Raw genomic sequence first — 19,905 nt, 5'->3', positions numbered from 1 at the left:
TTTTATTTATAGGTTAGATTACCAGTCATTTATGGGAATTATAGAAAGAGATACAAAAAAACGGACCCTGCTCATAAAAAAGAAACGAATAACTATATTTGCACGTCTTGTAAAAGTTGGAGGAATTATGGCGACCCAAGTAAAAGAACGAGACTATTATTTTGACAATGCACGATTTATTTTAATTTTTTTGGTGGTGTTTGGACACTTTATTTCTCCGATCAAAAGCCAAAGTGACTGGCTTTACACTATCTATAATTTCATCTATACCTTCCACATGCCGGCATTTATTTTAATCTCCGGATTTTTCACTAAAGGAGTACACAAAGACGGATATCTTTCCAAAATCTTCAGGAAGATTCTTATTCCATACATCGTCTTCCAATTAATCTATTCTTTTTTTTACTATGATCTCTACAATAAAAGTGAAATGAAGCTTAACTTTTTCGATCCGCATTGGGCGCTTTGGTTTCTATTAAGCCTTGTGTTTTGGAACGTCCTGTTAAAGGTTTTTGTGAAAATGAAATATCCCTTGCTGCTGGCGATCGGCATCGGAATTGCGGTTGGGTACATTACAGAAATTGGGACGTACCTGAGCCTTCTGCGAACCTTTGTCTTTTTCCCGGTGTTTCTATTGGGACACTATTTGACCAAAAGGGATTTCAAACAAATTCTAAAGCCATCCATACGCATCGGTTCGGGAGTTTTTCTCGTACTCATGTTTTTGGCCTATCATTTCTTTATTCCGGATCAAGCCAAAGACTGGCTCCTGTCCTCATCTTCCTATGCAGATATATTGGGGCATAATGAATGGTATGGCGGTGTGATCAGACTCGGCTTGTATGCGGTCATGTTTTTATCAACGTTCAGCTTTTTGGCGATTATACCGAAACGGAGATTTTTCTTTACCGAATTCGGAGAACGGACGTTATATATCTATCTGCTGCACGGGTTTGTATTGAAATATCTGTTTACAACCGATCTTTTTTCAAAGATTGAGGACAACAATTATTATGTCATGCTCCTTGTCCTCGCAGTGATCATTACCATGTTCCTGGCCAGCAAGCCTGTCATTGCACTTGCTCAGCCGCTTATCGAGCTCCGCTGGTCCAAGCTGAACCGGATGCTGAAAAAAGAGGGAAAATCATAAAAAACCATCCAGCGTCATTCTTCTGGATGGTTTTCTTCTTTTTATATCAAGGGCGATTCAGAAGAAACTGAAGGATCAGGTAAGCCGCAAGACGGCTGGTCATATTCCTGAAATCAAGGGTTGGATCCACCTCGACAATATCCATCCCCTTAACATCCGGGCAGGTGGAGAGGTATTGTACCCCCTGAATAAGATCTTCACTGGTCATTCCTCCGGGTCCGATCGCCGGACAACCCGGAGCAAACGCCTGGTCCAGTACGTCCATATCCACAGAAACATAAATGGAAGAAACCTTGGATTTTAGAGTACGAACACTCTCCTCCAAAATCCTCCTTGCTCCCAAACGGTTGACATTGTTCATGGAATAAATCTTAATGCCATTTTCTTTGGCATAGTTTGTATACATTCTGCCATTTGAAAAATCCCGGATTCCGATTTGAATAAGATGTTCCCCTTTAATATCGTTTCCTTCTATTAATTGGCGGAAGGGGGTACCATTGGAAGGTCCCCCATCTTCAAGATTTCGGAGATCATGATGCGCATCAAACTGAATAATCCCAACCGGCCCTTTAACCTTCCTAAAGGCTCTGATACTCGACGCACTGATCGAATGGTCGCCGCCCAGGATAACAGGAATGATATCCGGATTGCGTTCAAGCACTTCTTGTATCACTTTTACAAACCTGTTCTGTGTTTCTTTCAGATCTGTTACATGGGGAGTGATGTCCCCAAAATCGGTAATAGCCACTGACTTGAGATCTTTGTCTTTTTCCACACTATAGGTCGTAAAGGAATGCAGCATTTTTCGAATTACTTCAGGCGCCATGGCAGCCCCTGAGTGGGATATCGAGGTTTTGGATAGAGGAGCTCCAATCAGTCCGATTCCGGTTGCAGGACTGCCGTTCCAGATTTTTAGCAATTCACCTGCTTTCGTTATTCCACTGTCCTTGAATTTAGGTTCGCTGGCGGGCAAAAGATGACGGACATCAGGCATAGGAAGGCTTCCTTTCCCCTGCTTTCCTGCCTTTTTTCCATACAGTGTTTACGTGGTTTACACCATAGTGGTAGGGAAGATAATGATAGTTGGGAGCATCCCATAACACAATATCTGCCCATCTTCCAACCTCAATTGCGCCGGCTTCTTTCCCTCTTCCGATCGCATGCGCAGCATTTACCGTTACCGCATTCCAGATTTCTTCTGGTTTCATTTTGAGGCGCAATGCGGCCAGATTCATGATAAACTGCAGATTTTCAGTCGGTGAACTTCCCGGGTTGAAATCGGTTGACAAAGCGACAGCTCCGCCTGCTTCAATAATGCTTCTGGCGGGAGCATAGCTTTCTTTGCCAAGATAAAATGTAGTCCCCGGCAGCAGGACGGCAATAGTCGGTGCTGTTCCAAGCAAGGAAATCCCTTTTTCGGAAACACCAACGAGATGATCGGCCGTAACCGCTCCAATTTCACACGCCATTTCCGTTCCGCCAAGAGGGTCAATCTCATCTGCGTGAATTTTGACCCCAAATCCCATCTCTATGGCAGATGCCAGAAATTTGTGGGATTGTTCAACCGTAAAGACTCCTGTCTCGCAAAAAATATCTACAAATTCCGCAAGTCCCTGTGCTTTAATTTCCGGCAAAAGGTCAAGCATACTGTTCAAAAATGCCTCAGGCTTCCCTTTAAATTCCGGGGGCAGGGCGTGGGCACCCAAAAATGTAGAGACGATGTCCATTTCATGCGCCTCATTTAATTGTTTAACGACCCTTAGCTGCTTTAGCTCCGTTTCCCTGTCCAGTCCATAGCCACTTTTTGCTTCCATGGTGGTGACGCCAAGGTTCAGGCTCCGGTCAAGATGGAACATCCCCTTTTGAAAAAGGGCTTCCTCACTTTCTGCTTTCGTGGCTTTTACAGTGGATAAAATGCCGCCGCCCCGGCTCAGGATTTCAAGGTAGGACATCCCCTGCTGTTTTAATGCCATTTCGTGTTCCCGTGATCCGCCAAAAACCAGATGGGTATGGGGATCAACCAGGCCAGGGGAAACGACTTTACCGCTGCAATCTATTCTTTCTTTTGCCTCAATCCCTTTTGCCTCTTCGGCACTTCCGACAAACGCGATTCTTCCGTCCTTTATCCCCAGCGCAGCATGCTCAATCACAGGAAGAACAGCCATGCCGCTTCCCCGTTTTGGGCCTTCTGAACCCGTAATCATCAGCAGCTGGCCGATGGGTGTGAGTAGTGTATCCAGCATTTTTTTCCTCCTATTCCTGCAACATTGGCATATGAATTCCTTTTTCTTTGGCGGTCTTCTTAGCCAGATCATATCCGGCATCCGCGTGCCGGACCACGCCCATACCCGGATCTGAGGTAAGCACCCTTTCCAACCTTTCGCCTGCTTCATGGGTACCGTCGGCCACAATCACCATCCCACTGTGCAGGGAATACCCCATTCCCACTCCACCGCCATGATGGAGGGAAACCCAGCTTGCTCCATTGACGGAGTTAATGAGCGCATTCAGGATCGGCCAGTCGGCTACGGCATCGCTGCCATCCAGCATGCTTTCGGTTTCCCGGTTTGGAGAAGCTACCGAACCACAATCCAGATGGTCACGTCCGATGACAATTGGAGCGGACAGCTCTCCCTTTGCCACCATTTCATTGATGATACGGCCAAATTTTGCCCGTTCTCCATATCCGAGCCAGCAAATTCGTGAAGGCAGTCCTTGAAATTGAACTTTTTCCCGGGCCATTTTGATCCAGTGGCATAAATGCGTGTTGTCAGCAAATTCTTTTAGAATGACTTCGTCCGTTTTATAGATATCCTCCGGATCACCTGACAATGCCACCCATCTAAATGGGCCTTTCCCTTCACAGAACAATGGCCGGATGAAAGCAGGAACAAAACCGGGGAAAGCAAAGGCATCTTTTACACCTTCGTCAAATGCAACCTGTCTGATGTTGTTACCATAATCAAACGTGATGGCTCCTCTTTCCTGCAAGTCGAGCATGGCCTGAACGTGAACGGCCATACTTTCTTTTGCTTTTTTGATATATGCTTGAGGATCCTCCTTGCGAAGGCGAGCCCCTTCTTCCATAGTCATCCCGACAGGAAGATATCCGTTTAATGGGTCGTGGGCTGACGTCTGGTCGGTCACCAGCTGCGGAATTTCATTTCTCTGCACAAGCTGTGGCAATAATTCTGCGGCATTGCCTAACAAACCAATGGAAAGCGGACGCTTTTCAGCCATCGCTTTTTTGGCCATCATCAATGCTTCATCAAGATCAAGAGCAAGCACATCGCAATATTTCGTATCAATTCTGCGTTGAATGCGGGAAAGATCACATTCAATGGCAATAACCACACCGCCATTCATCGTAACGGCCAGCGGCTGTGCTCCTCCCATACCTCCGAGTCCTGCTGTAACGGTAAGTGTCCCTTCGAGCGAACCATGAAAATGCTTGCGAGCCGCTTCCCCGAAGGTTTCATAGGTGCCTTGAAGTATCCCTTGTGTGCCAATATAGATCCAGCTTCCCGCGGTCATCTGGCCGTACATCATCAGCCCTTTTCCATCAAGCTCACGAAACGTTTCCCAGTTGGCCCATGCGGGAACGAGGTTCGAGTTGGCAAGAAGTACTCTTGGGGCCTCACTATGAGACTTGAAGACGGCAACCGGTTTGCCAGATTGAATCAGTAGGGTTTCATCACTTTCCAGCTCTTTTAAAGTAGCCACGATTTTTTCATAGCTCTCCCAATTTCTCGCCGCTTTTCCGATTCCTCCGTATACGACAAGTTCCTCCGGCTTTTCTGCTACTTCTGCATCAAGGTTGTTCATTAGCATCCTTAGTGCAGCTTCCTGTACCCATCCCTTTGTATGAAGTTTTTTTCCGCGTGGAGCAGAGATTCGTTGAATAGTATCTGACATGTTACGTTTCCCCCTTTTATCGTTGCATTTCTTTTGGATTTTCACCGGACACATTAATGAGGCTATCCCAGCGATTGTGTTTGAGCCATTCGTTCATTCTTTCAATATCATTTGAAAACATACGGTCCGATGTGATCGGCGGGCAGATTGAACTGGCCTGTTCATAAATTTTTCTTGTTCTAGGTGCCATCCGGTCAATTCCTCTGAACCTTACCGCCTGAAGAGCACAAATGAGTTCGATGGCAAGCACCCTTCTCACATTTGTGATGATCTGGTAAGCATGCCTGGCGCCGATCGTTCCCATGCTGACATGGTCTTCCTGATTGGCGGACGAGGGAATGGAATCGACACTGGCAGGATGGGCCAGCGTTTTGTTCTCTGACACAAGAGAAGCCGCACAATATTGCATAATCATTGCTCCCGACTCAAGTCCCGGGTTCGGACTTAAAAAGGCGGGGAGATCACTCAGCTGCGGATTCACCATCCGCTCAATGCGCCGTTCCGAAATGTTGGCAAATTCAGCCATAGCGATACTGAGAAAATCCATCGCCAGCGCTACTGGCTGGCCATGAAAATTGCCGCCGGAAATAACTTTCCGTCCTTCATCAAAAATGAGGGGATTGTCTGTCGCTGCATTGATTTCGATTTCAAGTTTTTCCTTTACATAGCCCAGTGCCTGCCAGGAAGCTCCATGCACTTGAGGAATACAACGGATGGAATACGCATTCTGTACCCTTGCTTCTCCCTGTCTGGTCGTCAGCCCGCTTCCTTCTAAGTAGGAGAGGATCCGCTCTGCAACCTCACATTGTTCCTTGTAGCCCCGGGCGAGATGGATATCTTTATCAAACGCATCTGTAATGGCCGTTAACCCCTCCATCGTCATTGCCGCAATGGATTCCGCCTGGCTGGCCAGTTGTTCCGCCTCCAGATAGGCTGCCACCCCCTGGGCAGTCATGGCCTGCGTCCCGTTGATCAATGCCAACCCCTCTTTTGCCGTAAGAGTAAGCGGCAGGATTTCCTCCTGAAGCAAGGCTTCCATCGCAGCGATTCGCTTCCCGTGATACCACACCTCCCCTTCCCCGATCAATACAAGAGCCAGATGGGAGAGCGGAGCTAAATCGCCGCTTGCTCCGAGAGAGCCCTGCTGGGGGATAACCGGATGAATCTGATGGTTTACGAGCTTCAGCAACGTTTCAACCACAGCTCGTCTGACGCCGGAGTAGCCCTTAAGCAAGGCATTAGCACGCAAGACGAGCATAAGGCGGCTGACCTCTTCCGGAAACGGTTCACCTACCCCGCAAGCATGACTTCTGATTAAATTCATTTGCAGCTTTTCTGTATCTTCAGGCGCAATATAGACATCGCTCAGCTTTCCAAAACCGGTGGTGATGCCATAAATTACTTCTCCCTGATCCACAATCCGCTCAACAGCACTCCGGCTCTTACCTACTCTCTCCATACTTTTTTTACAGGCAGAAACCTGTTCACCGTCTTTCATGATTCGTTTTGTTTCCTCAAGTGTCAGCGTATTTCCTGTCAAAATGACCATGACGATTCTGCTCCTTTTCCCCTTTAATGAAGTGCAAACAAAAAGAGGCTGCATTTAAAGAAACAGGCACACCTGTTGTCTTAAAATACAGCCCCCTGATCACTAATCACTATGGGCTTTTGTTATCTTTTGTTATATGTGGTTAATACCGAGTCCAATGGCTTCATGCTCAAGTCCCTTAACGGGGGCGCCAATGGTTCCATATAAAGCTACAGCAATCCATTCTCCTTCTTCCGGCTGCTCATATGGTTGGCCTCTGACCACGGTAAAACGCAGACCGACAGTGCGAAGAACAGTTCCCAACTGAACCTGGCCTCGTGTTACACCATGAAGCGCTTCCATAATCGCATGGTAGAGTGCATGAGTCTCCCGGTAGACGCTGCCGTTGATCACTTCATTCTTCTTGGCCGCTGTTTCAATCGCTGCAACAATTTTATTGGATTCCATTGAGCCTACCTTGCCGCTGCAATGAATCCAACCCAGTTCTTCCACGCTTTCCAGCCGGGCTTCATCCAACACATAAAGCATGGCAATCTTGCCGATTCGCTTTTGTTCTGCAAGTGACATCCTACCACTTCTTTCGATCTTTCCACTAATGGCTGAGTACTATCCTCAGTGTATTCGTTTCTCAATTGTTCGTCAATTCCCTTTCAACAACTTATTACTTTAGCGAATCAGCACAACCCAATGTATAAACTAGCAATCTAGCGGACAAGCTGTAGGTAACAATTCATGAAAGAGAGTGGTAGTGTTGATAACCGTACAAAAAGAGATCGTACGAGCCACCATGAAACGGCAGCCTGTAAAAAATGAAACCAGCACTGATTTTTTTATCGGGTATGATGAGCAGGATATACCTTTTCTTATTCTTCCAACGGCACCCGGACTATTGCTTGAGGATGAATGCTATGGCATATCTTTTCAGCGTGATGAGTTTAATCCTTACAAATATCACCTGGATACGCATATTGCACCGGTAAATCTGAACAGGATCCGGATGTTTATTGATCATCTGGCTTTCTTTTTCGGCCCTGACCACAATATGCTCAATTCCTACCTTCAGGCGTCCGGATATCAGGCTTATGTCTGCTGGAGCGAGAAAAAACAAGGGGAAATGATACGAGAAACCTTGATGAAATACGGATCCGTGAGCACAAAAGACGAAAAGAAGAGATACAGTGAACTCCTCTCCCAGCTTCTCGGCAGTTAACATAAGATGGTAACTTTTCTCACTTGATATTTGTTGACAAGCAAGCTCTTCGACAATATACTACAAATAGTTTGAAAATATAAATTTTCGATATTTTCTATTTTTTTAAAAAAATGGAGGCATCTATGAATATACTTCGAAAAAAATCCATTTCCGAAATGCTGGCACAAAGCCAGCAAAAAGGGCTAAGCCGTTCACTCGGAGCCTTTGATCTTACCTTATTGGGTATTGGCGCTATCATCGGAACCGGGATCTTTGTATTAACAGGAGTGGTTGCTGCCGAACATGCAGGCCCTGCCCTGATTCTTTCGTTCATTATTTCTGGACTCGCCTGTGCGTTTGCTGCTTTCTGTTATGCGGAATTTGCTTCAACGGTCCCCATTGCAGGCAGTGTTTACACCTATACGTACGCAACCCTTGGTGAAGTATTTGCTTTTTTGATCGGCTGGGACCTTATGCTTGAATACTTGCTGGCGACTTCAGCCGTTGCCACCGGTTGGTCCGCCTACTTTCAGTCACTGATCGCAGGATTTGGTCTTCACTTGCCTGCAGCACTGGCATCCGCTCCCGGAACAGGAAAAGGCGGTATAATCAATCTTCCCGCTGTTATTATTATTTTGATCATTACAACCTTATTGAGCAGGGGCATTCGCGAAAGTGCCCGTGTAAACAACATTATGGTTTTCATCAAGCTGGCTGTAATTGTGCTCTTCATCGTGGCTGGAATCGGCTATGTCAAACCGGACAACTGGTCACCATTTATGCCGTTTGGCTTTCAGGGTATCGTTGCCGGTGCCGCTACCGTATTCTTTGCTTATATTGGTTTTGATGCGGTTGCGACCGCGGCAGAAGAGGTCAAGCGTCCGCAACGCGATCTGCCGCTGGGAATCATCTGGTCGCTTGCAATCTGTACAGCACTTTATATTATTGTGTCCCTCATCTTAACGGGAATGGTGCCATTTGCCAAACTAAATGTGGCAGACCCAGTTTCTTTTGCTCTACATTATGTGGGACAGGATTCCATTGCCGGTCTTGTATCAGTAGGTGCCATAACAGGAATTACCACCGTGCTTCTCGTCATGCTTTTTGCTCAGGTCCGCATTTCCTATGCAATGAGCCGTGACGGTTTGCTGCCTCCCGTTCTTTCGAAAGTCCATGAGAGGTTTAAAACACCGTTTAAAAACACATGGCTGACTGGATTTGTAGCAGCAGGGATTGCAGGATTTATCGATTTGACTACCCTTGCCCACCTCGTGAACATGGGGACATTGTCTGCTTTTGCACTCATTGCTGTTGCTGTTTTGATATTAAGGAAAACCCATCCTGATCTTAAACGTTCGTTTAAGGCCCCATTTGTTCCAGTCCTGCCAGTCCTGACCGTCATCTTCTGTGTGTACTTGATGATCAGTCTTCCGGCCATCACATGGATTTCATTCGTGATTTGGATTTCTATAGGGTTAATCATCTATTTCCTTTACGCCCGCCGAACAAGCAACCTAAATAATAAATAAGTAAAAAAGAACGTGTGCAGTACTTACCGCACACGTTCTTTTATCCTGTAAACAGATCTCCATCCGGATAGCGGATATTTGACTTATCGGGTCTTGCAATTGAAAACGCGAGTGTAAGCGGCCCGATTTTCCCCAGGAACATCACGCAAATAATAATAATCTTTCCAATCAAGGTCAATTTAAAGGTAAGCCCCATGGAAAGCCCCACTGTACCAAATGCCGATACCACTTCAAACAGAATCGTTAAAAATGGAGCTTTCTCCGTCATGGCCAACAGCATGACCCCCGTAAACACAAGCAGCATGCTAATGGTGGCAATGGCAAGGGCACGAAGGATAATTCCTGTTCTTATGGTCCGCTTCAGAACGGTAACTTCATTTTTTCCCCGCAAAAACGTAAGTACTGCAAAAATAATCACTATAAACGTCGTCAGCTTGATTCCACCACCTGTAGAAGCGCTTCCTGCTCCAATAAACATCAGCATAATCATAAAGAGCAGGGAATCCTGCCTCATGCCAGCGATATCAATTGTATTGAACCCTGCCGTTCGGGGTGAGATTCCCTGAAAATAGGCAGCCCATATCTTCTCCCCCAATGACAAATGACCCAATGTGTGCGGATTATTATATTCAAACGCGTAAAACACGAGAATGGAAACCACGTTGACAAACAGCGTGCTCCAAATCATGATACGAGAGTGGAGCGATAATTCTTTCCACTTTTTGCTGTACCAAAGGTCAACCAGTACGGTAAAACCAATCCCACCGGTAATGATCAATAAGGTAATAACAAGATTGACAGTCGGATCGCCCACATACCTCACCAAATTGTCGGGCCACAGGCCAAATCCTGCGTTGTTATAGGCGGCTACGGTGTGAAAAATACTGTAGTAAATTCCTTTGCCCCAGCCAAGGTCAGGCACCCAGCGAAAGGAAAGGAGAATTACCGCTACAGCCTCAATTGACAGGGAAAAGACGAGCAGATTTCTGACCAAACGAATTACCCCGCCGATGGATGGCTGGTTCAGTGCTTCCTGCATGATGAGACGCTGTTTAATGCCAATCCGTTTACCAAGCATAAGGACAACGAGAACGGCAAATGACATGATTCCGAGCCCTCCCACCTGGATCAGGAAGAGAATGACAATCTCGCCAAACAGGGTAAAAGTAGAGCCGGGATCAACCGTCACCAGGCCTGTTACTGTAGCTGCAGATACCGCCGTAAAGAACGCATCAATCCAGCTGACCCCTTTTTCAGATGCAATGGGCAGCTTAAGCAGCAAGGCTCCGGCCAGCACAAGCACCAGGAAAAGAAGGGCAAGGATTTGGGGAGGATTGAGCTGGATTGGTTCATACAGAAAAGCTCTCCGCTTTTCAACCTTCAGAGCCACTGAGCGTTACACCCCTTCATTTTCAAATGTATTGAGATCTCTGTTTTGGCCAATCACCACAAGCATGTCCCCTTGTCTCAGCACCACATTGGCTATCGGAGAAACAAGAATATCATTGCCTTTTTTAATAGCTACGATATTGCACCCATATTTGGCACGGATATCAAGCTCGGTTAACGTTTTACCAGCCAGCTTGTCTGTTACCCCTACTTCTATAATGCTGTGTTCATGAGAAAGTTCAATAAAATCGATAATTTTTTCGGAGGTGATCAACTGGGCCACACGAAGGGCCATATCCCTTTCCGGATGAATAATCCGGTCTGCTCCAAGCTTATCAAGGACTTTATGGTGATAATCATTTGTTGCCTTGACCCATACCTTTTTAACACCCTCTTCTTTTAAGAGAAGGGTCGTCATAATACTGGATTGGATGTCTTCACCGATTGATACGATGACATGGTTAAAATTACGGATACCGAGCGCCTTCAATGCCTTTTCATCCGTCGAGTTTGCCTGAACAGCCTGGGTGGCAATATTGGCGAACTCATTGACCCGTTCGATATCCTTGTCCACCGCCATGACTTCATAGCCCATTTTTGCAAATTCCCTGCATATGCTTCCGCCAAAACGGCCCAATCCAATGACCGCAAACTGCTTGTCCATTATTTTCTCTCCTTGTACGTCAAATATCCCTTTAGTTGGCAAATAAAAAAGACCATCAAAAAAAATGGTCAGTCACTATCCAAACTGTCCCTTTCTTCCTTGTTTAACGCTTACGAGGTTAGCTGACGGATTAGGGAATCGGAAGTATCCCCTCTTTATTAAAAAGATTCACCCCATATGATTGGTTCCCCCGCTTTTAAGCTTATACAAAATCTTAAAATTAAGCGATCAAAAGGTTATGTAATTTTGAATAGTTATAATGTAATCCTGCAGGAATCAAATGTCAATCCTTTCTTTCCTTCCTTCATAAAAGGTTAAAAAAGACCCGCCGCCTGCATGCCAATGATGGCGAATCCAAGCAGCCAGACATAGACGGCAAAGCCTTTTAACGATCCCTTTTTTACGAGGGCGATCATCCACTTAACCGCCAAATACCCAAAAACCGCCGACATCACCGTACCGAGAAACAAGGGAAAAAAGGAGAGCTTTTCTGCCTGGCCCCCGAGCACATCTTTTATCTGCAGAAGACACCCGCCGGCAATGGCCGGAATGGACAACAGAAACGAAAAATAGGCAGCTGTCCCCCTGTCAATCTTCCTGAAAAGCGCAGCTGCGATGGTCAGGCCTGACCTTGAAACCGCGGGCAATATGGCCGCACCTTGAAAGCTTCCGATCAGAACCGCATCCATTAGTGTGATGTCTTCCAATTCCTTATAACCTCTGGATTTCATGGAATCGGCAAGCCAAAGAATACAGCCTGTGGCGAGAAATTCCCAGCCAACCGTAATTCCGGTTCTTGAGATTTCCTCAAAGTAATCCTTAAATGAAAGGCCGATAATGACAGTGGGAACGGTTCCCGCAACGAGAAGAAGTGACAGCCGGCTAAAAGGCTGACGAATCAGTTCCTTTATTTCTTTCCAATAAATCGTCATAACCGCGATCAGTGTTCCAATGTGAAGCATGCTGTCCAGAAACAAGCCTGCTTCATCCAGCCGAAAGAAATGCCTGCCCAGCAGCAAATGGCCTGTGGAGCTGATCGGCAAAAATTCGGTTAATCCCTGTATGATCCCCAACACCACTGCTTCAATCCAATCCATTAGATCACCTCTTATCACACAGCATGATAAAGGTTATTCACTTGGGGACAAGGATAGTACAGTTTTGGAGAACCTGGGGTGCGTCTTTTTACAGAACTCCGGAAAACAACCTGGCAGTTGATTCCTTCGTCCTTTCCCATACGCTCCTTTTATAAAAACCTACGGGTCTGATTTTTTCACTGTCTTTTATATCTTCTTCATAATGTTCCACAAGCTCTTTGATGGACGAGGTCCCAGTGAGAAACACGTTGACTTCAAAATTCAGATGAAAACTCCTCATGTCCATGTTCGCCGTTCCAATGGAGGCAAGATCTCCATCCACAATGATTACTTTTTGGTGCAAAAATCCTTTTTTATAGGAATATATTTCAATCCCGCTGCGCAGTAGTTCCGGAAAGTAGGACCTGGTGGCATATTGGGTAAGAAACCCGTCATTGATTTCCGGTACCATAATCCTTACCTGAACCCCTTTTCTCGATGCAATCCTGAGCGCAGTGCGAATGGACTCTGTCGGTACAAAATAAGGTGTGGCAATCCATATCGATTTGGTGGCACAGGAAATCATGGAATAGTATAGATCACTCATGATGCCTTCCTGGGTATCCGGACCGCTTGGGACCACCTGAACGGCACCATCCCCCTTCACTGGTGTCGGGGTTAAATATTCTTCGGTTTCCAAAAGGTATTCGTCACTTACGTAATCCCAGTCGAGCAAAAATATGGCATGCAGGGTTTGCACCGCTTCCCCTTCTATTACCATGTGGGTATCTCTCCAAAAGCCCATCCGCTCATCTTCACCCAAATACTCAATCCCGACATTCAGGCCACCAACAAAGCCGACAGCCCCATCAATCACAATGATTTTACGGTGATTTCGAAAATTGAATTTTTGGTTGAAAAATCCGTACTTAATAGGAAGGAAGGAATACACATGAATGCCTGCCTGCTTCATCCGGTCTACTTCGGCAGCAGACAGGGATAAGCTTCCAACAGCATCATACAGAAAACGGACCTCCACGCCTTCTTTTGCTTTTTCAATCAGGATATCTATGATTTCCTTTCCCAGGCGGTCCGATCTGAAAATGTAATACTCAATATGTATATAGCGTTTCGCTTCTGAAAGACGTTTCTTAATTTCAGGAAATGTTTCGTCTCCATTTTTTAAAATGTTTGTTTGGGTAGCTGTATTTTGAAAGGTCATTGTGACGTTGTGGGAGAACCGGGCAAAGCATGCCTGATGATCATTAAAATCAGAGAAGTCGGGTTTTTGCTCCCTTTTCGCCAACAGCTGAAGTTCTTCCCGGTCATGTTTGCGCTTTGTCCGAAACAGGTGTCCTTTTAAGTAAAGCTGACCGGAATAAAGATAAAAGATATAGCCTAAAAGCGGCAAGAAAACCAGGGCATAGATCCAAACCAGAGTATGCTGCGCTGTCCTGTTTTCCAAAACCAGGGAATATAATGTAATCAGGATGATGGAAGCATACAGGGCAGCGAAGCCCCATTTCCAATAAAAGCCCAGGTCAGAAAAAATAATGACATACAGTGCAGCGATCATTATAAGCACAAAAATAAATTCAATAATCCGTTTCATGGTACATTCTCCTACTGCTAATGGATTTATATGAAAAATTCCCTATAAAACCTTTCTTTAAACAGAAAGAAGGAGAAAGAACTCTCCCTCTTACCATTCGTCTCGATCATGTTCAAATAAATCAATGACCCCAAGCACAATGTGCGCCAATCCAAAGCCAAGCAGAACCTTTGAAAGACCGGAATATTTTCGGGTGGATGCTCCAAACGAAAAAGAGGCCAAACTCACAATGGTTCCCAGTACAGTCGGGATCATCCCTTCTCTTCTCAGCATAACAGCACTACCTCCTTAAGCTGGAATAACCTTAGTATTTTCAACTTTACGGGGAGTATGATACACAAAGGAGGTTTTGACACAAAAAAACAACGGGAAAAATTCCCGTCGCTTTAAGGGGCCAAGGTCAAGGCTTTATGCTGTTTAGTGTCATTTCCGAATTTATCATAAATCGTAATCAGTGCTTCTAGGTCGTCCCTGGAAATTCTGCTCAGTAGATTTTCCATGCTTTCAAGCCGGCGCTCTTCCGCTTCTTTTAATATCCCACTGCCGGTTTCAGATAATTCAAGATATACAATCCTGCGGTCTGCTTCACTGCGATAGCGCTGCACATAATTTTTTTTATACAGTCGGTCTACGGCTACAGTCACAGCACTTGGCTTTACTTCAAGCACCTCCGCCAACTCCGTAACCGTCCAACGGTCCCTTTCCGAAAGCATTCTCATAAGGATGTATTGGGTCCGTGTCAAATCTCCATCACCTGTTGTTTCCGGATGCAAACTTTTTGACAGGATATAATGAGCCACTTCCAGCTTTTCTACATATGCCTTTAGTCCTTCTATTTTCATTGAATAGAGTCCCCCAACTTTATGATCTAATAACATTATACTAAAAAATCTAAACATTGGAAATTTATTTTTTTGAAAATTTGGCCTTCCTAGGCTGAATGGCCCGTTATAAAGACAAAAAGGTGATGATTACTGGAAAATATATGGCGAAGTTAGTAGAAAAAAAGGTTGCTGAAGAGAGGCAGCTGGTGGAAGGCGAAATACGAAGCAGAAAAATGGGCGGTTTCATCATGGCACTTGTCCAGACTTCAGCCGGCATACGAGCATAATGTAATCATGTAGAGAATATCACTCTCTCTGCCGGCCAGATGTCTCACCGGCAAAACAGCACTTCCCCACCCCAATTCTTCATCATGCGTTCGGCATTTTGCCATAATCAAAACGATTATGGCCTTTTTTTATTTTTTGGAAAGATGAAACGATGAGTATAGGTCTGTAAATTTGGACAGTTCAGCCGGCAAATCTCCTTTTGTAAACACCTGCTGAATTTCCCGGTGTGTAATCTCCATTCTCGACAGAGCGGGGTAAATGGAGAAATCCGATTTCTGGTTATACCGGGTTCCCATGGTTTGAAAAGCCTGGAGTGTGGATTCTTCAATGCCATTCACGTATTGGTGAATCTGATGAATTTGCTGCACAATCATTAAATATTCAGCTTTTAATCGCTGCATTTCGTCAATTTTCTTTTTCATGGTCCTTGTTGCCGCATCAACTTCCCGGTCTCTTGCCTGCAGCAGCGTATCAACAAATTCCCTCATCCTGTCATTTTTGCTTTCTTTCAATTCATCGAGAAGTTCCATTGCTTCTCTTTCTTTTGCCAGGAGACGAAGATACTCATCCTTGCTCTCATGGAGAGTTTCGATATCCACTCTTGAATTTCTTCGGCCGTATTGCCCAAGCAAATGCTCATATTCTCTTGAAGCTGTCTCCTTTTGTCTGTTAATCACTTTCCAACGATCATGGGCCTCTTTTATACGTTGCTCATAATCCTTGCTCATTTGATTGAATTGCTTAAGTTCGGGATACACACTCTTTGCTCCTTTCATCTGGATCGAACGATAACGGAAAAATTCTCCTGTTACAGTATTCGTTAAAGGATTTTGGTTTAGCGGCCTCGAAACATACAGAGTTTTGAACAATACATAGTAGAAAGAGGAACAGCCATGAAACGAGTTATCGCTGTCCGGCATTGTAAGGCATCAGGTCAGGAAAGAAACGCTGTCCTTACAAAAGAAGGAATAGCCCAATCACAAAAGTTAAAAGCCTTTTTAATGATGAAACCCATTGACCGGATCATTTCAAGCCCCTTTGTCCGTGCTGTGGATACCATCGAGCCCCTTGCACACTTCAAAAACCTGCCCATCGAAACAGATGAGCGCCTGGGAGAACGAATACTGTCTTCAATGGATCTGCCAGACTGGCTCGATCACCTTGAATATTCGTTTACCAACTTTGAAGCAGTACTTGAAGGTGGCGAATCCAGCCAGCGCGCAACCGACCGTGTTAGTGAGTTAATACGAGACATCCAAGCCTCTCCGGATCAATGTACCGTTCTTGTGACCCATGGGAATTTATTGGCGCTCTTGTTAAGAACGTTTGATGAGCGCATCGGTTTTTCCGATTGGAAGCAGTTCTCCAATCCCGATGTGTATGAGATCTTACTGGATGAGGGTCATGTCCAAAAAATCTGGCCGTTAAACTGGTAGTTGTTTCCAAACCCCCAATCATGGTCACCTATACCCGAAACCTGTGTTGTAGCTAACATCACTATACAAAACGGGAGGAATTCATCCATGAAAAAGGTAGTAGTAGCTTCAATTCTAGGTGCATCTCTTTTTGGTGCGAACGCAGGGATTTCACATGCGGCTGATTGCCCGCAATCACAAAACGTACAGGTACAGCAGGGTCAATCCAATGCTGATATCAATAAATTAATCGAATCTCTAAAGAAACAAGGATTCGATGTACAAGCTCAAAACGTTGAGCAAAAACAAGCTCCAGCTCAAGAAAAAACACAGGCAGCTCCAAAACAAGAGCAGCAAAAGACAAGTGAAGCGCCAAAATCTGACGCTGCAGCAGGACAGCTTACAGCTGATGAAAAACAAATGGTTGAAAAAGTAAACCAAGAGCGTGAAAAAGCAGGAGTAAAACCACTTCAAGTGGACATGGAACTAACTAAAATGGCCCGTGTAAAAGCACAGGACATGATCGATAATAACTATTTCGATCACAATTCACCTAAATACGGATCTCCATTTGATATGATGAAGCAATTTGGTATCCAATACCAAACAGCAGGTGAAAACATTGCTGGAAACTCTTCAGTAGATGGAGCTCATACTTCACTTATGAACTCTCAAGGTCACCGTGAAAACATCCTTAAATCCGATTACACTAAAGTCGGCATCGGAATTGTGGACGGTGGAAAATACGGTAAAATGTTCGTACAAGAATTTACTGGATAATAATGGATTTGAAAGGGGCAGGCCTTAAGGGCTGTCTCTTTTTTTGCTTACAGATAGAACAATCAGGACAAAAAAGCCAACGAAACACCTGCTAAAGCAGTATGGTTAAAGTCAACTTTCAATGTGGCTCATTTAGGGGGATAAAGGTAAGGATATTTCAAAGGTCGTCCCTTTTCCCACTTCACTTGATACATCCACGGTACCTTTATGGTTTTCAATAATTTTATAACTGACCATCAGTCCGAGGCCGGTCCCATCTTCTTTCGTCGTATAAAAAGGTTTTCCAATTCGGTTTAACACTTTGTTGGGCATACCTGTTCCGTTATCGGTGAATGTGAAGTGAATATACTTGCTATCTTTGCGTTTGGCTGTAATTGAAATCTTTCCGCCAGAATTACTTGCTTCAATCGCATTTTTAATCAGGTTGATAAACACTTGTTTCATCTGAAACGGATCACAATGACTATCCGGGAGATCTTCTTCGCACACAAGATCGAGCGTGATGTTTTTTAAGATCGCCTGTGTTTCCAGGAGAGAGACCGTTTCCTTCAGCGTATTGACCAGGCTGATTTTCTGTACCTCCTGGCGGTCCGTTTTGGCGAGGAGCAGAAATTCTTTAATAATATGGTCAATTCTATCCACCTCGTTCAGAATAATGGAATAATACACCTCATGAGCCTGTCCCTCGTTTTGCATGAGCTGTACAAAACCCTTCAGGCTTGTTAAAGGATTACGGATCTCATGGGCAACACCTGCAGCCATTTCCCCGACTACATTTAATGTTTCTGCTTTGCGCAGCCGTTCCTGGGTTTGCCTTCGCTCGGTAACATCCTGTAAAATCCCCAAATGGATCCCGGGAAGAATATCTTTTTTCCCCGTAAACTCAATCAGCCTTTTATTATGTGCAGTACCCCGGTTAAACTCCCACCTGTACGCAGGGTCAAGCAAGAACAAATCCCAATTGAGGGTTACATCAAATCCAGGCTCCCCGACGATAAACGCATCTATCCTGCTCCGTTCTACATCATAAGGACTGATTCCGAGCAGCCGGCGGGCGGCAGGATTGGCATCAAGAATGACACGGTTATCATCCAACAGCAGGGTAGGATGGATACTATGATTAAATATTTCTTTATATTTTTGCGACGATTCCCTTCGCTCTGCAACGGGATGAATGTTTCCGGAATAATCTGCAGTAGCACCTGCTACTTCGATTACTTTCCCATTGGAAAAGACAGGGGTAAGCGAGGTATACAGGGTTCTTTTTGCATTACCGGTCCTGTAAAAACACGGCACCCCGCCAAATGCTTTTTCAAAATAGGGCTTCAATTGCTCTGCCGGCTGACCGGTGGCCATTTCCCCCGATCCCATAAAGTGAAAACCCAATTCATCGGCTATCACGCCTTCCGAGAAGGTGATTGTATAGTTTCCGGCAGTTGTTCGTTTTAGTCGAAAATAGTGGACAGAATCCATTTCCAAGGTAGTAATCTGCATATCCTCCCTTAGAGGTTTTTCTTGCGTCCTTTGCAGTTTCATCATTTTTACCAATGATCGTTCAACCATGGTTATACCCCTTTTCCTCCATAGTTGGATTGATATAGCCTCTATTCCCCTTTTACTATTTCGCTAAAAAGTCAAAAACTCCTAGTATTCGAATTGCCTAATTTTTCAATGTAAAATTTTAGGATAAAAAGACTAAAACCCCCGTGAAAAGGGGGTTATTTGGAGCGTTTAATAAACTCTGACATAAGACTAGGTGATAACGGGCCAATAATTTTTTTTTGGACCACTCCGTTGGAATCAATCAAATAACTGGTAGGAAGCGAAACAGCCTGAAATTTTTTACTGACTTTCCCCTCCCGATCAAGCAGAACCGGAAAGGAGGCTTTTCGATGCTCTACATAATCGGAGACTGCCTCCGTACTTTTTTCCGTATACCTTAGATTGATGGCCACAATCTCCAGTTGATCATCTTTATGGCGGCTGTACATTTTCTGCATATCCGGCATTTCTTTACGGCAAGGAGGACACCATGTAGCCCAAAAGTTCAAAATGACTTTTTTCCCCCGAAACTCTTTTAACGAAACGGTTTTCCCTTCCAACGAAGTCAAAGCCGCATCTGGAAGGGTATTGCCGGGCTTCAGGCCTGTCTGTCCGTTTCCGTTCACCGGTTGAAAGCTTTCTGTCGGCTTTGGATTTTCACGGGCGCTGTGGGATTCCTTCTGTGACGTCCAGACACCAATCCCGATCAGTGCAATCAGTACTAAAATCATCAATAATGGTTTTGTTTTCATAAAAAAGCCCAGACCCCTTTTTTTCTCCAAAGTTTAACAAACACTTCCTGTACCACATCTTCGGCGGTATCCTTACTCTGGATCATTCGGAAGGAAAAGGAAAACAGCAGCTTTTCATATCGATCGTAAATCTGCTCCAGGGCTGATTTATCCCCATTTTGAACTTTGGTATAAAGTTCAAAATCAGTAAGCTTTGACATACTATTCTCCTTAGGTTGGTTTTACTGC

21 protein-coding genes and 1 riboswitch are annotated in these 19,905 nt (G+C 44.9%); of the genes, 6 read left to right on the top strand and 15 right to left on the bottom strand.

The window, feature by feature from the left end; genetic code table 11:
• Positions 1-127 precede the first annotated feature (127 nt).
• Positions 128-1,150 carry an acyltransferase family protein gene (locus QNH15_RS05425; protein ID WP_283893155.1) on the top strand — a complete coding sequence of 341 codons (1,023 nt, stop codon included), beginning with the start codon at positions 128-130 and terminating at the stop codon, positions 1,148-1,150.
• 46 nt (positions 1,151-1,196) lie between these two features.
• Here QNH15_RS05425 and hutG read toward each other — a convergent pair whose 3' ends face one another.
• From hutG to hutP, 5 genes are all read right to left on the bottom strand, one after another.
• Entirely contained in the window at positions 1,197-2,144 is a 948-nt protein-coding gene (hutG, locus tag QNH15_RS05420) for a formimidoylglutamase (RefSeq protein ID WP_283893153.1), read from the bottom strand.
• The gene (hutI, locus tag QNH15_RS05415) at positions 2,137-3,393 is read right to left on the bottom strand and encodes an imidazolonepropionase (protein ID WP_283893151.1); all 1,257 of its coding nucleotides are present in this window, start codon (positions 3,391-3,393) and stop codon (positions 2,137-2,139) included. Before hutI ends, hutG begins: the two co-directional genes overlap by 8 nt.
• 10 nt (positions 3,394-3,403) lie before the next feature.
• Positions 3,404-5,065: a urocanate hydratase gene (gene hutU / locus QNH15_RS05410; RefSeq protein ID WP_283893149.1), complete on the bottom strand. Its 1,662-nt coding sequence runs from the start codon at positions 5,063-5,065 to the stop codon at positions 3,404-3,406.
• Positions 5,066-5,081: 16 nt separating this feature from the next.
• The gene (gene hutH, locus QNH15_RS05405) at positions 5,082-6,614 is read right to left on the bottom strand and encodes a histidine ammonia-lyase (RefSeq protein WP_283893147.1); all 1,533 of its coding nucleotides are present in this window, start codon (positions 6,612-6,614) and stop codon (positions 5,082-5,084) included.
• A gap of 132 nt (positions 6,615-6,746) precedes the next feature.
• Positions 6,747-7,181, bottom strand: coding sequence for a histidine utilization transcription antiterminator HutP (gene hutP / locus QNH15_RS05400; protein ID WP_283893145.1), 435 nt, complete (start codon positions 7,179-7,181; stop codon positions 6,747-6,749).
• Positions 7,182-7,362: 181 nt separating this feature from the next.
• On the opposite strand from hutP, the gene QNH15_RS05395 reads away from it, so the two are divergent.
• The gene (locus QNH15_RS05395) at positions 7,363-7,824 is read left to right on the top strand and encodes a hypothetical protein (RefSeq protein WP_283893143.1); all 462 of its coding nucleotides are present in this window, start codon (positions 7,363-7,365) and stop codon (positions 7,822-7,824) included.
• Between the two features lie 125 nt (positions 7,825-7,949).
• Entirely contained in the window at positions 7,950-9,335 is a 1,386-nt protein-coding gene (gene bcaP / locus QNH15_RS05390; protein WP_283893141.1) for a branched-chain amino acid transporter BcaP, read from the top strand.
• Between the two features lie 40 nt (positions 9,336-9,375).
• Here bcaP and QNH15_RS05385 read toward each other — a convergent pair whose 3' ends face one another.
• The 6 genes from QNH15_RS05385 to QNH15_RS05360 all read right to left on the bottom strand — a co-directional run bounded on the left by QNH15_RS05385 (position 9,376) and on the right by QNH15_RS05360 (position 14,918).
• Positions 9,376-10,719: a TrkH family potassium uptake protein gene (locus QNH15_RS05385; protein ID WP_283895445.1), complete on the bottom strand. Its 1,344-nt coding sequence runs from the start codon at positions 10,717-10,719 to the stop codon at positions 9,376-9,378.
• A 12-nt stretch (positions 10,720-10,731) separates the two neighbouring features.
• Positions 10,732-11,388, bottom strand: a complete 657-nt coding sequence (locus tag QNH15_RS05380) for a potassium channel family protein (protein WP_283893139.1) — start codon at positions 11,386-11,388, stop codon at positions 10,732-10,734.
• A gap of 92 nt (positions 11,389-11,480) precedes the next feature.
• A riboswitch (cyclic di-AMP (ydaO/yuaA leader) is annotated at positions 11,481-11,625 on the bottom strand.
• Between the two features lie 77 nt (positions 11,626-11,702).
• The gene (locus QNH15_RS05375; protein ID WP_283893137.1) at positions 11,703-12,485 is read right to left on the bottom strand and encodes an undecaprenyl-diphosphate phosphatase; all 783 of its coding nucleotides are present in this window, start codon (positions 12,483-12,485) and stop codon (positions 11,703-11,705) included.
• 88 nt (positions 12,486-12,573) lie between these two features.
• Positions 12,574-14,076 (bottom strand): cardiolipin synthase, encoded by a 1,503-nt coding sequence (gene cls, locus QNH15_RS05370; protein WP_283893135.1) that lies wholly within the window; start codon positions 14,074-14,076, stop codon positions 12,574-12,576.
• 90 nt (positions 14,077-14,166) lie between these two features.
• Positions 14,167-14,349, bottom strand: a complete 183-nt coding sequence (locus QNH15_RS05365) for an asparagine synthase (RefSeq protein ID WP_283893134.1) — start codon at positions 14,347-14,349, stop codon at positions 14,167-14,169.
• 113 nt (positions 14,350-14,462) lie between these two features.
• A complete protein-coding gene (locus tag QNH15_RS05360) occupies positions 14,463-14,918 on the bottom strand; it encodes a MarR family transcriptional regulator (protein WP_061967367.1) in 456 nt (151 codons plus the stop codon).
• A gap of 143 nt (positions 14,919-15,061) precedes the next feature.
• Here QNH15_RS05360 and QNH15_RS05355 point away from each other — a divergent pair, with 143 nt between their 5' ends.
• Positions 15,062-15,187 (top strand): hypothetical protein, encoded by a 126-nt coding sequence (locus QNH15_RS05355; protein WP_283893131.1) that lies wholly within the window; start codon positions 15,062-15,064, stop codon positions 15,185-15,187.
• Positions 15,188-15,316: 129 nt separating this feature from the next.
• Here QNH15_RS05355 and QNH15_RS05350 read toward each other — a convergent pair whose 3' ends face one another.
• Positions 15,317-15,946 (bottom strand): hypothetical protein, encoded by a 630-nt coding sequence (locus tag QNH15_RS05350; protein WP_283893129.1) that lies wholly within the window; start codon positions 15,944-15,946, stop codon positions 15,317-15,319.
• A gap of 135 nt (positions 15,947-16,081) precedes the next feature.
• Here QNH15_RS05350 and QNH15_RS05345 point away from each other — a divergent pair, with 135 nt between their 5' ends.
• Complete coding sequence (locus tag QNH15_RS05345) at positions 16,082-16,624, top strand: histidine phosphatase family protein (protein ID WP_283893127.1); 543 nt, start codon at positions 16,082-16,084, stop codon at positions 16,622-16,624.
• Between the two features lie 87 nt (positions 16,625-16,711).
• Complete coding sequence (locus QNH15_RS05340) at positions 16,712-17,383, top strand: CAP domain-containing protein (RefSeq protein WP_283893125.1); 672 nt, start codon at positions 16,712-16,714, stop codon at positions 17,381-17,383.
• 132 nt (positions 17,384-17,515) lie between these two features.
• Here the strand turns inward: QNH15_RS05340 and QNH15_RS05335 are convergent, their stop codons facing one another.
• The 3 genes from QNH15_RS05335 to QNH15_RS05325 all read right to left on the bottom strand — a co-directional run bounded on the left by QNH15_RS05335 (position 17,516) and on the right by QNH15_RS05325 (position 19,877).
• The gene (locus QNH15_RS05335) at positions 17,516-18,946 is read right to left on the bottom strand and encodes an ATP-binding protein (RefSeq protein WP_283893123.1); all 1,431 of its coding nucleotides are present in this window, start codon (positions 18,944-18,946) and stop codon (positions 17,516-17,518) included.
• A gap of 155 nt (positions 18,947-19,101) precedes the next feature.
• The gene (locus tag QNH15_RS05330; RefSeq protein WP_283893122.1) at positions 19,102-19,677 is read right to left on the bottom strand and encodes a TlpA disulfide reductase family protein; all 576 of its coding nucleotides are present in this window, start codon (positions 19,675-19,677) and stop codon (positions 19,102-19,104) included.
• Complete coding sequence (locus QNH15_RS05325; RefSeq protein ID WP_283893121.1) at positions 19,674-19,877, bottom strand: RNA polymerase sigma factor; 204 nt, start codon at positions 19,875-19,877, stop codon at positions 19,674-19,676. The genes QNH15_RS05330 and QNH15_RS05325 overlap by 4 nt, the downstream gene beginning before the upstream one ends.
• Between the last annotated feature and the right edge of the window lie 28 nt (positions 19,878-19,905).

It is taken from the genome of Fictibacillus enclensis (genome assembly GCF_030123385.1).
GTDB classification, from domain to species: domain Bacteria; phylum Bacillota; class Bacilli; order Bacillales; family Fictibacillaceae; genus Fictibacillus_C; species Fictibacillus_C enclensis.
Note: the sequence above shows the minus strand (reverse complement) of the source record. Positions and strands in the feature narration are given on the sequence as shown.

Excerpts from the sequence above, each read along its gene's own strand:
- QNH15_RS05425 (WP_283893155.1), top strand. The coding sequence starts at position 128 with ATGGCGACCCAAGTAAAAGAACGAGACTATTATTTTGACAATGCACGA.
- hutG (WP_283893153.1), bottom strand. The coding sequence starts at position 2,144 with ATGCCTGATGTCCGTCATCTTTTGCCCGCCAGCGAACCTAAATTCAAG.
- hutI (WP_283893151.1), bottom strand. The coding sequence starts at position 3,393 with ATGCTGGATACACTACTCACACCCATCGGCCAGCTGCTGATGATTACG.
- hutU (WP_283893149.1), bottom strand. The coding sequence starts at position 5,065 with ATGTCAGATACTATTCAACGAATCTCTGCTCCACGCGGAAAAAAACTT.
- hutH (WP_283893147.1), bottom strand. The coding sequence starts at position 6,614 with ATGGTCATTTTGACAGGAAATACGCTGACACTTGAGGAAACAAAACGA.
- hutP (WP_283893145.1), bottom strand. The coding sequence starts at position 7,181 with ATGTCACTTGCAGAACAAAAGCGAATCGGCAAGATTGCCATGCTTTAT.
- bcaP (WP_283893141.1), top strand. The coding sequence starts at position 7,950 with ATGAATATACTTCGAAAAAAATCCATTTCCGAAATGCTGGCACAAAGC.
- QNH15_RS05380 (WP_283893139.1), bottom strand. The coding sequence starts at position 11,388 with ATGGACAAGCAGTTTGCGGTCATTGGATTGGGCCGTTTTGGCGGAAGC.
- QNH15_RS05375 (WP_283893137.1), bottom strand. The coding sequence starts at position 12,485 with ATGGATTGGATTGAAGCAGTGGTGTTGGGGATCATACAGGGATTAACC.
- cls (WP_283893135.1), bottom strand. The coding sequence starts at position 14,076 with ATGAAACGGATTATTGAATTTATTTTTGTGCTTATAATGATCGCTGCA.
- QNH15_RS05365 (WP_283893134.1), bottom strand. The coding sequence starts at position 14,349 with ATGCTGAGAAGAGAAGGGATGATCCCGACTGTACTGGGAACCATTGTG.
- QNH15_RS05360 (WP_061967367.1), bottom strand. The coding sequence starts at position 14,918 with ATGAAAATAGAAGGACTAAAGGCATATGTAGAAAAGCTGGAAGTGGCT.
- QNH15_RS05355 (WP_283893131.1), top strand. The coding sequence starts at position 15,062 with ATGGCGAAGTTAGTAGAAAAAAAGGTTGCTGAAGAGAGGCAGCTGGTG.
- QNH15_RS05345 (WP_283893127.1), top strand. The coding sequence starts at position 16,082 with ATGAAACGAGTTATCGCTGTCCGGCATTGTAAGGCATCAGGTCAGGAA.
- QNH15_RS05340 (WP_283893125.1), top strand. The coding sequence starts at position 16,712 with ATGAAAAAGGTAGTAGTAGCTTCAATTCTAGGTGCATCTCTTTTTGGT.
- QNH15_RS05335 (WP_283893123.1), bottom strand. The coding sequence starts at position 18,946 with ATGGTTGAACGATCATTGGTAAAAATGATGAAACTGCAAAGGACGCAA.
- QNH15_RS05330 (WP_283893122.1), bottom strand. The coding sequence starts at position 19,677 with ATGAAAACAAAACCATTATTGATGATTTTAGTACTGATTGCACTGATC.
- QNH15_RS05325 (WP_283893121.1), bottom strand. The coding sequence starts at position 19,877 with ATGTCAAAGCTTACTGATTTTGAACTTTATACCAAAGTTCAAAATGGG.